Genomic DNA, 14,149 nt, shown 5'->3' on the forward strand with positions numbered 1-14,149 from the left:
GAAAATCATGAAAGAATTAGCGTTAAAATACGGATGCAACCCGAACCAGAAACCTTCCAGAATTTACATGGATGATGACAGGGATCTTCCGATCGAAGTATTAAGCGGCCGTCCGGGCTATATCAATTTTCTGGATGCCTTCAATGGCTGGCAGCTGGTACGTGAGCTGAAAGCAGCCACCGGTCTTCCGGCAGCAACTTCCTTCAAGCACGTTTCCCCGGCAGGTGCAGCCGTAGGTCTTCCGCTGGACGAGACCCTGCGTAAAATTTACTGGGTAGACGATATGGGAGAGCTTTCTCCGTTAGCATGCGCTTATGCAAGAGCCAGAGGCGCAGACCGTATGTCTTCTTTCGGCGACTTTATCGCACTTTCTGATGTCTGCGACAAAGACACCGCATCTCTGATCAAACGTGAGGTTTCTGACGGTGTCATCGCTCCGGGATTTACCGATGAAGCACTGGAAATCTTGAAAGCAAAGAAAAAAGGTAACTACTGCGTCATCAAAATCGACGAGAATTACCGTCCGGCTCCGCTCGAGCACAAACAGGTCTTCGGCATTACCTTTGAGCAGGGCCGCCAGGAGCTGCCGATCGACGATGAGCTGCTCTCCAACGTGGTAACCGAGAACAAAGAGATTCCGGAAGCAGCAAAACGCGATCTGAAGATTGCACTGATTACCTTAAAATATACCCAGTCCAACTCCGTATGCTTCGTCAAAGACGGTCAGGCCATCGGTGTCGGCGCAGGCCAGCAGTCCCGTGTGCACTGCACCCGTCTTGCCGGACAGAAAGCCGACAACTGGTTCCTGCGTCAGTGCCCGAAGGTGCTGGATCTGCAGTTCGTAGACGGCATCCGCCGCGCAGACCGTGACAATGCGATCGACGTTTACATCGGCGAGGAGTACATGGATGTTCTCGCAGACGGCGCATGGGAGAAGATCTTCAAAGTAAAACCGGAAGTCTTCACAAGAGAAGAGAAACGTGCATGGCTCGACCAGATGAAGGGCGTAACCTTAGGTTCCGATGCCTTCTTCCCGTTCAGCGACAACATCGAGCGCGCACACAAGAGCGGCGTCCAGTACATCGCAGAGCCGGGCGGATCGGTTCGTGATGACGCTGTCATCGAGTGCTGCAACAAGTACAACATGGCGATGGCATTTACAGGAATCCGTCTGTTCCATCACTAAAAAGAAATGCGTTTTATATTTATATAAGAAGAAAGAATCCGGTCTCTGGGCGGCCGGATTCTTTCTTTTTTTCGCACATGTATCATCAAAGAGAGAGTAGCACTTTCTGAAGAATAAAAAATAAGCAGGAAGAGGGCGGTACCGCCCTTTTTCTGTCGAAAACCCCTGTTCTTTTTCGGAAAAGTGTGATAAAATACCCCATGGGCGTATCTTTTGCCCGCTGCAAAAAGGAGGATGAGAAATATGCGGCAGATGGAATTTAAAATGGAGCGACAGGGACTTCTCGAGGAAGGCCAGGAAGTCAACGTGACAGAAAGCGCACTGCCTACCTCCTATTATTATACGATTACCCCGGCAGTGGCCATGAGCAGGAATTATCAGGCGTATGAGAGGCTGCAGTCCCGGAAGGGAATCGTAAAAGAAGTAAAAGAGACACCGAGAGGATTCTATACGGTAGTGGAGTTTGATGAAGATGAGCCGACCTGACGAGAACAAAAATGAGCACCCGGTGGTGCATCCGATTCCGCCGGTTTACCGCGCCGATTCCCGGATTCTGATTCTCGGCAGTTTTCCGTCCGTAAAATCCAGGGAGACCGGATTTTTTTACGGCCATCCGCAGAACCGTTTCTGGAAAGTGACGGCAGCCGTGTGCGGGGAAGAGGTGCCGCAGACCGTGGAAGAGAAGAAGGCGTTTCTGCTCCGGAATCATATCGCTGTCTGGGATGTGATCGCGTCCTGCGTCATCACAGGCTCGAGCGATGCGAGCATCCGCGATGTTGTGCCGAATCCGCTGCAGGACATTCTGGAATGCGCCGATATTCGGCAGATTTACTGCAACGGGGCGACCGCGTGGAAGTATTACCGGAAGTACCAGGAGAAGCAGCTGGGACGGGAAGCGGTTCGCCTTCCGTCGACGAGTCCCGCGAACGCCGCATGGTCTGTGGAGCGGCTGCTTGGCGAGTGGAGCCAGTGCGGAGAAGTCTTACGAAACGGAGAGTGACAGGATGAAAAAAGAGTACGAGACCGTCTGGGAGATTTTTAATGAGTGTGCCAATAATCAGATGCGGGACGTCTTTTTCGACGAGATCGAGACGGATGACCCGGAGGCGTATATCCGTCAGAAATTTCCGGACAAAAACTTAAAATATGAAAAAACGGTGGAAGCGGACGGATCTCTGGTCTTTGACATTGAGACCTCCGGCATCCGCCAGCGGTTTACGTTTACAGAAATCTGAATCGCGCAGAAAATACCAGAAAAGCGGAGAAAAAAACGATGAGTGAAGAAAAACACACGCATGTGCATGTGCTGGAAGACGGCACCGTGATCGAGCATTCCCACGATCACGCCCACGGGCACCATCATACAAATACAAAAGCAGTCTTAAACCGCCTCTCCCGCGCGATCGGACACATGGAGTCGATCAAGCGGATGGTAGAGGAAGGCCGGGACTGCACTGAGGTTCTGATCCAGCTGTCTGCCGTGAAGGCGGCCATTAACAATACAGGAAAAATTATCCTGGAGGATCACATTGAACATTGCATCGTCGATGCAGTCGAGCATGGGGACACAAAAGCGATTCAGGAGCTGAATAAGGCGATCGACCGCTTTGTCAAATAAGCAAGAAAAACAAGAAAAGAGGAAAGAAACATGGCAAAAGAATGCAGCAATTCGAGCTGTTCCAAAGAAAGCTGCGAAGGATGTCCAAGCAAAGCAGGACAGGGCAAACCGGATTTTCATATTGATCTGAATGCCGATTCTTCGATCAAACATGTCATTGGCGTTGTCAGCGGCAAGGGCGGTGTTGGTAAATCCATGGTAACCGCATCTCTGGCAAACCAGAAAGCAAAAGAGGGCTACAAGGTTGGTATCCTCGATGCCGATATCACAGGACCGTCCATCCCGAAAATGTATGGCCTGAAAGGACCTGCAAACGTAGATGACAAGGGCGTTTACCCGGCAGTTGCAGCAAACGGCGTAAAGGTAATGTCCATCAACCTCCTGCTTCCGGGCGAGGAAGAGCCGGTCATCTGGAGAGGACCTGTCATCGCAGGAACCGTAAAACAGTTCTGGACCGACGTCATCTGGGGCGACCTGGACTATCTCTTCGTCGATATGCCGCCAGGAACCGGTGATGTTCCGCTGACCGTTTTCCAGTCTCTTCCGGTAGACGGCGTAGTGATCGTATCTTCCCCGCAGGATCTGGTGCGCATGATCGTCATGAAAGCCTACAAGATGGCACAGATGATGAGCGTTCCGGTGCTCGGTATCGTAGAGAACTACAGCTACCTCGTATGTCCGGACTGCGGCAAAAAGCTGTCCATTTTCGGCGAAAGCCACATCGATGAGATCGCAGCCGAGATCGGCGTGCCGGTTCTCGGCAAAATGCCGATTCATCCGGAGTTTGCCGAGCTGGTGGACGAAGGAAGATTTGCAGAAGTGGATAACACCGATATTGCAAAGATCAACATCTAATCATTAAATATAGAAGCAAGTAATGGCATGAAAAACTCGTTTTTCCTTGATTTTACAAGGAAAAGCGGGTTTTTTTGACAAGATTTTTACGTTTCTTTTGGCAAAAACTATTTTATTTTAAACGGATTTTGTGTAACCGGTTACACACGACTGCGCAAATGAGACAAAAAGCGACAAATATGAAGGGTTAATGAGAAAAACTTGCATAAAAAACATGCATAATATGGCAAAAACAAGGAAATAAATTCAATATTGACATTTAAAGAGAAAAAGTGCATAATCTACCTCAACGATAGGAAAACAAACAGCTATTGATTAAGAAAGAGGTGAATCGTATGTCACACTGCGTAGTAAGACTCAATGGAACTGAGGAAGTAGAGGAGTTTGTAAAAGCAGCTTCCAAATGTGATTTTGATATTGACATTTTTTACAACCGCGTTATTATTGATGCAAAATCCATTCTTGGCATCCTCAGCATGGATCTGAACCGTGATCTCACCGTACACTGCTATGGTGACAGTCCGGCATTCAATAAAACCCTGCAGAAATTTGCTGTAGCATAAATTTTATTAAGGGAAACGAAAAAAATTCAGCCTGCGCCGCCAGCGAGAGTAGAGACAGAATTTGCGCAGGGGACTTTCTGAAGAAAAACTAATCACACGAGACACATAACTTCAGAGAGAAAAAAGGAGACTGTTGCGGCAGTCTCCTTTTTTCTGTATAATGATAACTATTCAGAGCCATGCGAAATTCCAGAAAAGGACACGAATCATGCTTGCATGAATGAGCGTTCTTTTCTGGAATTTCATATGGCGAGAAGCCACATCGAGATGCAGCGCAGCGGAATCGAGATGGGGCTCTGAATAGTCTGGTTAGAAAAGGAGCGGGCTAGTGGAAGAGAAGAAGAAAGAGATCCGGATTTCCGTGCGGAATCTGGTGGAGTTTATTCTGCGCAGCGGGGATCTGGACAACTCGTCGGGAGGTTTTGGCGAGCGCGATGCCATGCAGGCGGGAACGCGGGTGCATCAGCAGATTCAGAAAAAACGGGGCGCCGATTACCGTGCGGAGGTTCCGCTGGTTCACGAAAAAGAATATGAGCATTTCATTCTGCGCGTCGAGGGAAGAGCAGACGGCATGTACGAGGACGGAACCACGACCGTGATCGAGGAGATCAAGGGAACGTACCGTGACCTCGAAACGATGGAAGAGCCGGTTCCGGTACATCTGGCACAGGCGAAGTGCTACGCTTACATCTACGGCCTTCAGAACCGCAAAGAGGAGATGGGCGTGCTGATGACGTACACCCTGCTCTCCTCCGAGGAGGAAGGCCTTCTGCGCCCGCTCACCAAAGAAGAGGTAAAGCCGGAGCACTCCAACTGGCGCATCCGCCATTTTCTGCAGACGTACAAGCTCCCGGAACTGGAGCAGTGGTTCGATGAGCTACTCGACGCCTGGTTTATCTGGGCGGAATTCCAGTACCAGTGGCAGAAAGCGCGAGATGCCTCAATGCAGCACCTCGAATTCCCCTTCCCGTACCGGAAAGGCCAGCGGGAACTGGTGAGCGGCGTCTACCGTACCATTCTGCGGAAAAAAGAACTCTTCGTCCAGGCGCCGACCGGCATCGGAAAAACAATGTCCACGGTCTTTCCGGCCATCCGCGCAATCGGAGAGGGCTGCGGCGACCGTCTTTTTTATCTGACTGCGAAAACCATCACCCGTACCGTGGCAGAGGAGGCGGTCTCCATTCTAAAAGAGAAGGGACTGCAGTTCAAAGCAATCACGCTGACCGCAAAAGAAAAAATGTGCATCCTCGATGAGCCCGAATGCGATCCGATCCACTGCCCGCGCGCGAAAGGTCATTTTGACCGGATCAACGCGGCGGTGTACGAGATGCTGACGGAATGTGATTCCTACACAAGAGAGGAAGTCCTGCGCCAGGCGGAAAAATGGAACGTCTGCCCGCACGAGTTCCAGTTTGATGTGGCTTCGTGGGTGGACGGCGTGATCTGCGATTACAACTATGCGTTTGATCCGACCTCGAAATTAAAACGCTTTTTCGCAGAAGGAACGAAGGGTGACTACATCTTTCTGATCGACGAGGCGCACAACCTGGTCGAGCGGGGCCGCGATATGTTCAGTGCCACGCTCGTCAAAGAGGAGATTTTAAAGGTCCGCCAGCTCCTCCGCCCGTATGCACCGGGCAAAAAGCTCGAGAAGGCGCTGAATCGCTGCAATCACCAGATGCTCGTCTACAAAAGAGAGTGCGATTCCTGCACGGAGCTGGAAAGCGTATCGACGTTTCTTATGATGGTCAATCAGCTGCTGGAAGAACTGGCGGGCTGGCTGGAAGCGCATAAGACAAGCGAAATCCGGAAGCAGGTTCTGGAATTTTACTTTAACTTGCGAAATTTTTCCGAGATTTACAATCTAGTGGATGAAAATTATCTGATCTACACGAGTTATCTCGATAACGGCGATTTTGCACTGCGCCTGTTCTGCGTCAACCCGGCGGAGAATCTGCAGCAGTGTATCAACCAGGGGCGGTCGGCCGTCTTCTTTTCCGCGACGCTGCTGCCGGTGCAGTATTATAAGAAGATGTTCAGCACGAATACGGACGATTACGCGATTTACGTGGAGTCCCCGTTTGATCCCGCGAAGCGGTGTCTGGCGATCGGAAGCGAGGTCAGCACGAAGTATCAGCGGAGAAACCGCGCAGAGTTTGAGAAGATCGCTGCCTATCTGAACGAGATGATCCAGAGCCGGAAGGGCAACTATATGGCGTTCTTCCCGTCATACCGCCTGATGCAGGATGTCTATGCGGTCTATGAGGAACTGTATGCAGATGAAAACGTGACCTGCCTGATCCAGGAGTCGGCGATGCGGGAGCAGGAGAGAGAAGCGTTTCTGGAAGCGTTTGCGAAAGACAACGAGAAAACGCTGGTGGGATTCTGTATCATGGGAGGCATTTTCTCGGAGGGAATTGATCTGGACGGGGAAAAGCTGATCGGCGCGGCCGTTGTGGGAGCCGGAATCCCGCAGGTGGGGCCGGAGAGAGAACTTTTAAAGCAATATTTTGACCGCAGCGGAGAGAACGGTTTCGACTACGCGTACCGCTATCCCGGCATGAATAAAGTATTGCAGGCGGCAGGGCGCGTGATCCGTACGACGGAGGACACGGGTGTGATTCTGTTGCTCGACGAGCGGTTCCGAAACCGGGAGTACCGCGAGCTGTTCCCAAGAGAATGGGAGGACTGCCGGATTGTGCAGCGCAGCAGCCTCCCGGAGGTAATCCATTCGTTTTGGGAGAGGGTGGATTGTGAGAGCGGATCAAAAGCCGGGCAGCAGGAAATGAAATCTCGGTGCAGCGCTGAACGTTACGTGTGATCCGCGCGGTTCCGGTATTCGCTCGGCGAGCAGCCCATCTGCTGCCGGAAAATTTTAGAAAAATAGGCAGGACTGGAAAATCCTGTCTGTTCCGCTACGGAAGTGATACTGGCCTGGCGCTCGAGAAGGAGCGGCAGGCTTTTTTCAATACGGTAATCGAGAAGATAGTCAAACAGGGATTCGTTCATGCATTTCTTGAAAAAACGGCAGCATTCACTGCGGCAGATGTGGATCTGTGCGGCGAGATCCTCGAGCGTCAGATGCTCCATATAATGGCGGTGGATGTAGTCGAGCAGAATGCGGAGCCGCTCAACATCACGCGCTGCCGCCGTGTTCTGGGATTCACCGGAAAACGATGCGTGGCGGTAAATCTCAATCCAGATCGACAGCAGAAGCTCCTGGATTTCCATCTCAAACGCGGACGGCTGTGAAAGCGAGAGGTCGTAGATGCGGTGCATACAGGCAAGTACCTGGTTCTGCCAGTCGATCTCCGGCGAAAAGACGATGGAGGCGAGCTGCATATCCGTCAGCACCGGTTCGACGTAGCGCGTCTGGATCACACTGTTTGAAAAACCATAGAGAAAGCGCGGGGCGAACGTGGTTGAAATATAGACGCAGTCCATCCCGTCGATCATGTGGCCGCTGTGAAGCGCATTCGTGTTGCAGAAAATGCCGTCCCCTTCTTTTAAGACATACGATTTGCCGTTGACCTGATATCCGATCTGCCCCGAGAGGACAAACGTCAGCTCAATTTCCGGGTGCCAGTGCCAGGAAAAGGAGCCGCGCTCGTAGCGGGAGAGCTGTTCGTAACTGATGTTGACAGGAAATTCATAGCTGCCGTGGGCCTTCAGTTCACGGTTTTCTTTATCCATGCGGATCTGCATGAAACGTACCTCCAATCCATAAAATCCGTTAAAAATCATACGATAAGTAAAGTATGCGGCAAAAAGGGAAAAAAAACAAGAAAAAATCGAAGATCATCTCAATATAATTATCGTTTGCCCAAATATTGTTGTTGCAGATGGGCGTATGGCTCACTATAATGATACTTAAGAAGATAAGAAAAAACACACAACACACACAACACACAAAACGAAACCACGAAAACAACACACCAAAAAGAAAAGGAGACAACAAAATGAAACAGCAGGTACTGGATTGTTTTGCAAAACTGTTCGGGGGAGAGGGCGACATCCGCACCTACTTCGCACCTGGACGTGTGAACCTGATCGGTGAGCACACGGATTACAACGGAGGCCACGTGTTTCCATGCGCACTGACCATCGGAACCTACATGGCAGCAAGAAAACGTGACGACAGAAAGCTTCGTTTTTACTCTATGAACTTTGAAAAACTCGGCGTGGTAGAATCTTCTCTCGATGAATTCCTGATGGGAAAAGAAGGCAACTGGACCGCATATCCGAAGGGAATGATGTGGGCATTTTGCCAGAAGGGCTTCCCGGTAGAGCAGGGCTTCGATATCGTGCTCTACGGAAACATTCCGAACGGCTCCGGCCTTTCCTCTTCCGCATCCGTTGAGACCGTAACCGGCGTAATGCTGCGTGACATGTTCGGCTACGACACCATCTCCATGATCGACATCGCTCTGTACGGCCAGTTCTCCGAGAACAACTACAACGGCGTCAACTGCGGTATCATGGATCAGTTCGCCATCGCCATGGGCAAAAAGGACTGTGCGATCTTCCTTGACACCAGCGATCTGAAATATGAGTACGCACCGGTTAAACTGGAAGGCGCAAGAATTGTCATCTCCTGCAGCAACAAGAAACGCGGCCTTGGCGACTCCAAATACAACGAGCGCCGCAGCGAGTGCGAGACTGCTCTGGCTGAGATTCAGAAAGTCAAAGACATCAAGAGCCTTGGCGAGCTGACCGAGGAAGAGTTTGAGGCAGTGAAAGATGCCATCAAAGATCCGGTCCGCCAGAAACGTGCAAAACATGCTGTTTACGAGAACCAGAGAACCGTTCAGGCCGTTGCAGCTTTAAAGGCAAACGACATCGCAAAATTCGGCGAGCTGATGAACGCATCCCACGTTTCCCTGCGTGATGACTATGAGGTAACCGGCATCGAGCTGGATACTCTTGTGGAAGAAGCATGGAACTGCCCGGGTGTCATCGGATCCCGTATGACAGGCGCAGGCTTCGGCGGATGCACCGTCAGCATCGTAAAAACAGAAGATATTGACAACTTCATCGCAAAAGTAGGCGCAGCTTACAAAGAAAAAATCGGCTATGCCGCAGACTTCTATGTCGTAGACATCGGAGACGGCGCAGGCGTATTAAAATAAGAAATAAAAAAGCTGGATCGGCAGCAGGGAGGAAGCTACAGTGATTAACGAGAGTATTGCAAAACTGGTAAAATATGGAGAAAATGCCGGTCTTGTTTCGGGACTGGATAAAATCTATGCGACAAACCGGATTCTGGAAGTCATGCAGATTTCCGATTACGAAGAGCCGGAGCAGATTCCGGAGACCCCGGATCTGGAAGAGACTTTAAATGAACTGCTTGATGATGCAGCTAAGCGCGGTCTTCTCGAACACAACAGCGTCGTTTACCGCGATCTGTTCGATACGAAACTGATGGACTGCCTGATGCCGCGCCCGGGAGAGGTGGTAAAGAAGTTTGAGGAACTCTATGCGAAGAGCCCGCAGGAGGCAACCGATTACTTCTACAAACTGAGCCAGGATTCCAACTACATCCGCAGATACCGCATCGCAAAGGATATCCGCTGGAGCGTACCGAGTGCCTACGGCGATATCGATATCTCGATCAACCTCTCCAAACCGGAGAAGGACCCGAAGGCGATCGCGGCTGCAAAACTGGCAAAACAGAGCGGTTATCCGAAATGCCTGCTCTGCAAGGAGAATGTGGGCTATGCGGGACGCGTCAACCACCCGGCGCGCCAGAACCACCGCATCATTCCGCTGACGATCAATCAGACGGAGTGGGGATTCCAGTACTCGCCATATGTGTATTACAATGAGCACTGCATCGTGTTCAATTTCCAGCATAACCCGATGAAGATCGAGCGCGCGACCTTTGTGAAGCTGTTTGACTTTATCAAGCTGTTTCCGCACTACTTCATCGGTTCCAATGCGGATCTGCCGATCGTGGGAGGCTCCATTTTAAGCCACGATCATTATCAGGGCGGTCACTATACCTTCGCAATGGCGAAAGCGCCGATCGAGCGCCATTTTACCATCAAAGGATACGAGGATGTGGAAACCGGCATCGTCAAATGGCCGCTGTCCGTCATCCGGATCCGCCACAAAGATGAGAAACGGCTGATCGATCTGGCAGAGCATATCCTGAACTGCTGGAGAGGTTACACGGATGAGGATGCGTTTGTATTCGCCGAGACTGACGGAGAGCCGCACAACACGATCACGCCGATCGCAAGAAAAGTGGGCGATACGTTCGAACTCGATCTGGCACTGCGCAACAACATCACGACGGACGAATGCCCGCTCGGTGTTTACCATCCGCATGCACAGTATCATCACATCAAAAAAGAGAACATCGGCCTTATTGAGGTTATGGGACTTGCGATTCTGCCGGCGCGCTTAAAAGATGAGCTGGAAGAGCTTTCCAAATGCCTTGTAGAGGGAAAAGATGTCCGCGCTGTCGCAGAGCTGGAGAAACATGCCGACTGGGTAGACGAATTCCTGCCGCGCCATCCGGAGCTGAACAGCGAAAATGTGATGGATATCCTGAAAGAGGAAGTCGGAAAAGTCTTTGTCGGCGTACTCGAGGATGCCGGCGTTTACAAGTGCACCGAGGAAGGCAGAAGTGCATTTGCAAAATTCATGGAAACGTTGTAGAATAAACTAAATGCTTCAATTAACCCGCTGCGGCAAAAAAGCAGCAGCGAAGGAAAACATGGAGGATACCAAAATGAAAATCTTAGTTACTGGCGGTGCAGGCTATATTGGAAGCCACACCTGTGTGGAACTGCTGAACGCAGGCTATGACGTTGTTGTCATGGACAACCTTTACAATGCAAGCGAGAAAGCCATCGAGCGTGTAGAACAGATTACCGGAAAGAAAGTAACCTTCTACAAAACCGATATGCTGGACCGCGAAGGCGTAAAGAAAATTTTCGACAACGAGAAAATTGACGCTGTCATCCATTTCGCAGGCTTAAAAGCAGTCGGCGAGTCCGTACATAAACCGATTGAATATTATCACAACAACATGACCGGAACCCTGATTCTCTGCGATGAGATGAGAAACCATGGCGTAAAGAACATCATCTTCAGTTCTTCTGCAACCGTATACGGCAATCCGGCACAGATTCCGATCACCGAGGAGTGCCCGAAGGGAACCCCGACCAACCCATACGGCTGGACAAAAAGCATGCTCGAGCAGGTTCTGACCGACATCCACACCGCAGATCCGGAATGGAATGTTATCCTGCTTCGTTACTTCAACCCGATCGGAGCGCATAAGAGCGGCCTTATCGGAGAGGATCCGAAGGGCATCCCGAACAACCTGCTTCCGTATGTCGCACAGGTTGCCATCGGAAAACTCGAGTGCATCGGCGTTTTCGGTGATGACTACGATACTCCGGACGGAACTGGTGTCCGCGATTACATCCATGTTGTTGACCTGGCACGCGGCCATGTAAAAGCCATCCAGAAACTGGCTGACAACGAGGGCGTTTCCATTTACAACCTCGGAACCGGCAAAGGCTACAGCGTACTCGATGTGATCCACGCATTCGAGAAAGCATGCGGCCATCCGCTGAAATACGAAATCAAACCGCGCCGTGATGGTGATATCGCAACCTGCTACTCCAAATGCGACAAAGCAAAAGAGGAGCTTGGCTGGGAGGCTGAGTACGGCATCGAGGAGATGTGTGCCGATTCCTGGAACTGGCAGCAGAAGAATCCGAACGGATATAACGACTAATGTAATGTGAGCGTTATCTGGCGGTCCGCCGATACTTGAAAGAGTGTCGGCGGGCCGTTTTTGTATAGATAAATTCAGTCTTTTTTCACAAAGTCCGGCTTGCTAATTAAGAGGGAATCCGATATAATGTAAGAGTTAAAGTGTCCGTAAAAAAAGAGGGGCGGTTTGACATACAAGGAGGAAAAGCATGGACGATAGAAAAAATCAGAACCGGGAACCAGAAAAAGGCTCCGGGGGAGGACCGAAAAACAGACAGACGATACTCATTATCCTGATCTGCCTCCTCGTCAGCCTGATGGTGATGGGACTTCTGAACAATGCCCTTGGGGGAATTACTTCCGAGGATCTTGACTATAGCAAATTCCTGGACATGGTAAACAACGATGAAGTGCAGGAAGTTGTCTTGAAATCGGGAACACTGACCGTAACGCCGAAAGACCAGAAATCGGAGGGAATCACCTATCAGGTAACGATGATGGGAGATGAGCAGGAGCTGGTCGATCTGTTACAGGAGAAAGGCATTACGTACCACAAAGATCCGCCGGATTCTACCGGAACGATCATTTACACATTGCTGACCGTCATTCTGCCGGTTGTGATGCTTGTCGCTGTCATGGTATGGGTGATGCGCAGCATGAACAAAGGCGGCGGAGTCATGGGCGTAGGAAAGAGCAGAGCAAAGGCCTACGTACAGAAAGAAACCGGCGTGACATTCCGCGATGTTGCGGGACAGGACGAGGCAAAAGAATCGCTCCAGGAGGTTGTGGATTTCCTGCATAACCCTGGAAAATACACGACAATCGGTGCAAAACTTCCGAAAGGAGCGCTTCTTGTAGGCCCTCCTGGAACCGGAAAAACACTGCTTGCCAAAGCCGTAGCCGGTGAGGCGCACGTACCGTTTTTCTCGATGTCCGCTTCGGAATTTGTCGAGATGTTCGTCGGTGTCGGTGCATCGCGTGTGCGTGACCTGTTTGAGGAAGCAAAGAAAAACGCACCGTGCATCATCTTTATCGATGAGATCGATGCGATCGGAAAGAGCCGTGACAACAGCTACAACAGCAACGACGAGCGGGAGCAGACGTTAAACCAGCTCCTCGCCGAGATGGACGGATTCGACAGCTCCAAGGGTATTCTGATCCTTGCGGCCACAAACCGCCCGGAGGTTCTTGACCCGGCGCTGCTGCGTCCAGGCCGTTTTGACCGCCGGATTATCGTAGAAAGACCGGACCTGAAAGGCCGTGTGGAAATCCTGAAAGTACACGCCAAGAACGTATCGCTCGATGAGACGGTTGATCTCGACGGCATCGCACTTGCGACATCGGGAGCCGTTGGTTCTGATCTTGCAAATATGATCAACGAGGCAGCGATTCTTGCGGTCAAGAACGGAAGAAAAGCCGTTTCCCAGAAGGATCTTCTCGAGGCAGTCGAGGTTGTCCTCGTCGGAAAAGAGAAGAAGGACCGCATCTTAAGCCAGGAAGAGCGAAAGATCGTTTCCTACCACGAGGTAGGCCACGCACTTGTTACTGCACTGCAGAAGGATTCCGAGCCGGTACAGAAAATCACGATTGTGCCGCGTACGATGGGTGCGCTCGGCTACGTCATGCAGGTGCCGGAGGAGGAGAAATACCTCAACACGAAGAGCGAACTCGAGGCGATGATCGTCGAATGCCTCGGTGGAAGAGCGGCAGAGGAGATCGTATTCGGCAACGTGACAACGGGAGCTTCGAATGATATCGAGAAAGCGACGAAGATTGTCCGCGCGATGATCACGCAGTACGGTATGTCGGAGAAATTCGGTTTGATCGGTCTTGCGACCCAGCAGAATCAGTACCTCGACGGAAGAATGGTCTTAAACTGCGGCGATGCCACAGCAACCGAAATCGACCACGAGGTCATGAAGATCCTGAAAGAGTCGTATGAGCAGGCAAAAGAACTTCTGGCAGCTAACCGCGATGCGATGGATGAAATCGCAGCTTACCTGATCCAGAAAGAGACGATCACCGGAAAAGAATTTATGGAGATTTTTCATCAGGTGATTGCAAAACGGAATGGAAACGCGGAAGAAGCGGTTGAAAATCCAGAAGTATAAAAAGAAAGCGAAAAGGCCCGGCGGGAGCAGAGAAAACGATCTCTGCACGCTGGGCATTTTCAACATTACAGTCCCAAAAAGAGGA

General features: G+C 50.9%; 13 protein-coding genes. 12 read left to right on the plus strand and 1 reads right to left on the minus strand.

The annotated features are described in order from the left end of the window. Window positions 1-7 precede the first annotated feature (7 nt). From DW743_RS01340 to DW743_RS01375, 8 genes are all read left to right on the plus strand, one after another. Window positions 8-1,186 carry a phosphoribosylaminoimidazolecarboxamide formyltransferase gene (locus DW743_RS01340; RefSeq protein WP_117760499.1) on the plus strand — a complete coding sequence of 393 codons (1,179 nt, stop codon included), beginning with the start codon at window positions 8-10 and terminating at the stop codon, window positions 1,184-1,186. Window positions 1,187-1,429: 243 nt separating this feature from the next. Beyond that, window positions 1,430-1,672, plus strand: coding sequence for a hypothetical protein (locus DW743_RS01345; protein WP_022463113.1), 243 nt, complete (start codon window positions 1,430-1,432; stop codon window positions 1,670-1,672). Beyond that, entirely contained in the window at window positions 1,659-2,186 is a 528-nt protein-coding gene (locus DW743_RS01350) for a DNA-deoxyinosine glycosylase (RefSeq protein ID WP_022463114.1), read from the plus strand. Before DW743_RS01345 ends, DW743_RS01350 begins: the two co-directional genes overlap by 14 nt. 4 nt (window positions 2,187-2,190) lie before the next feature. Beyond that, entirely contained in the window at window positions 2,191-2,421 is a 231-nt protein-coding gene (locus DW743_RS01355) for a hypothetical protein (RefSeq protein ID WP_022463115.1), read from the plus strand. 38 nt (window positions 2,422-2,459) lie between these two features. Further along, complete coding sequence (locus tag DW743_RS01360) at window positions 2,460-2,804, plus strand: metal-sensing transcriptional repressor (protein ID WP_055219739.1); 345 nt, start codon at window positions 2,460-2,462, stop codon at window positions 2,802-2,804. Window positions 2,805-2,834: 30 nt separating this feature from the next. After that, window positions 2,835-3,659: an Mrp/NBP35 family ATP-binding protein gene (locus DW743_RS01365; RefSeq protein WP_055219741.1), complete on the plus strand. Its 825-nt coding sequence runs from the start codon at window positions 2,835-2,837 to the stop codon at window positions 3,657-3,659. Window positions 3,660-3,994: 335 nt separating this feature from the next. After that, window positions 3,995-4,222 (plus strand): HPr family phosphocarrier protein, encoded by a 228-nt coding sequence (locus DW743_RS01370; RefSeq protein WP_022463118.1) that lies wholly within the window; start codon window positions 3,995-3,997, stop codon window positions 4,220-4,222. A 328-nt stretch (window positions 4,223-4,550) separates the two neighbouring features. Then, window positions 4,551-7,043 carry an ATP-dependent DNA helicase gene (locus DW743_RS01375; protein WP_117760498.1) on the plus strand — a complete coding sequence of 831 codons (2,493 nt, stop codon included), beginning with the start codon at window positions 4,551-4,553 and terminating at the stop codon, window positions 7,041-7,043. Here DW743_RS01375 and DW743_RS01380 read toward each other — a convergent pair. Further along, window positions 7,034-7,927 carry an AraC family transcriptional regulator gene (locus DW743_RS01380; RefSeq protein ID WP_055219743.1) on the minus strand — a complete coding sequence of 298 codons (894 nt, stop codon included), beginning with the start codon at window positions 7,925-7,927 and terminating at the stop codon, window positions 7,034-7,036. The genes DW743_RS01375 and DW743_RS01380 overlap by 10 nt on opposite strands. A 254-nt stretch (window positions 7,928-8,181) precedes the next feature. Here DW743_RS01380 and DW743_RS01385 point away from each other — a divergent pair, with 254 nt between their 5' ends. The 4 genes from DW743_RS01385 (at window position 8,182) to ftsH (ending at window position 14,064) form a co-directional block, all read left to right on the plus strand. Next, window positions 8,182-9,351 (plus strand): galactokinase, encoded by a 1,170-nt coding sequence (locus DW743_RS01385; protein WP_022463121.1) that lies wholly within the window; start codon window positions 8,182-8,184, stop codon window positions 9,349-9,351. A 40-nt stretch (window positions 9,352-9,391) separates the two neighbouring features. Continuing rightward, window positions 9,392-10,885 carry a UDP-glucose--hexose-1-phosphate uridylyltransferase gene (gene galT / locus DW743_RS01390; protein ID WP_055219747.1) on the plus strand — a complete coding sequence of 498 codons (1,494 nt, stop codon included), beginning with the start codon at window positions 9,392-9,394 and terminating at the stop codon, window positions 10,883-10,885. A 73-nt stretch (window positions 10,886-10,958) separates the two neighbouring features. Beyond that, window positions 10,959-11,975, plus strand: coding sequence for a UDP-glucose 4-epimerase GalE (galE, locus tag DW743_RS01395; protein ID WP_022463123.1), 1,017 nt, complete (start codon window positions 10,959-10,961; stop codon window positions 11,973-11,975). A 187-nt stretch (window positions 11,976-12,162) separates the two neighbouring features. Beyond that, window positions 12,163-14,064: an ATP-dependent zinc metalloprotease FtsH gene (gene ftsH, locus DW743_RS01400; RefSeq protein ID WP_055219748.1), complete on the plus strand. Its 1,902-nt coding sequence runs from the start codon at window positions 12,163-12,165 to the stop codon at window positions 14,062-14,064. Window positions 14,065-14,149 lie beyond the last annotated feature (85 nt).

This window comes from Blautia sp. AM28-27, assembly GCF_003480905.1.
GTDB classification, from domain to species: Bacteria; Bacillota; Clostridia; order Lachnospirales; family Lachnospiraceae; genus Fusicatenibacter; species Fusicatenibacter saccharivorans.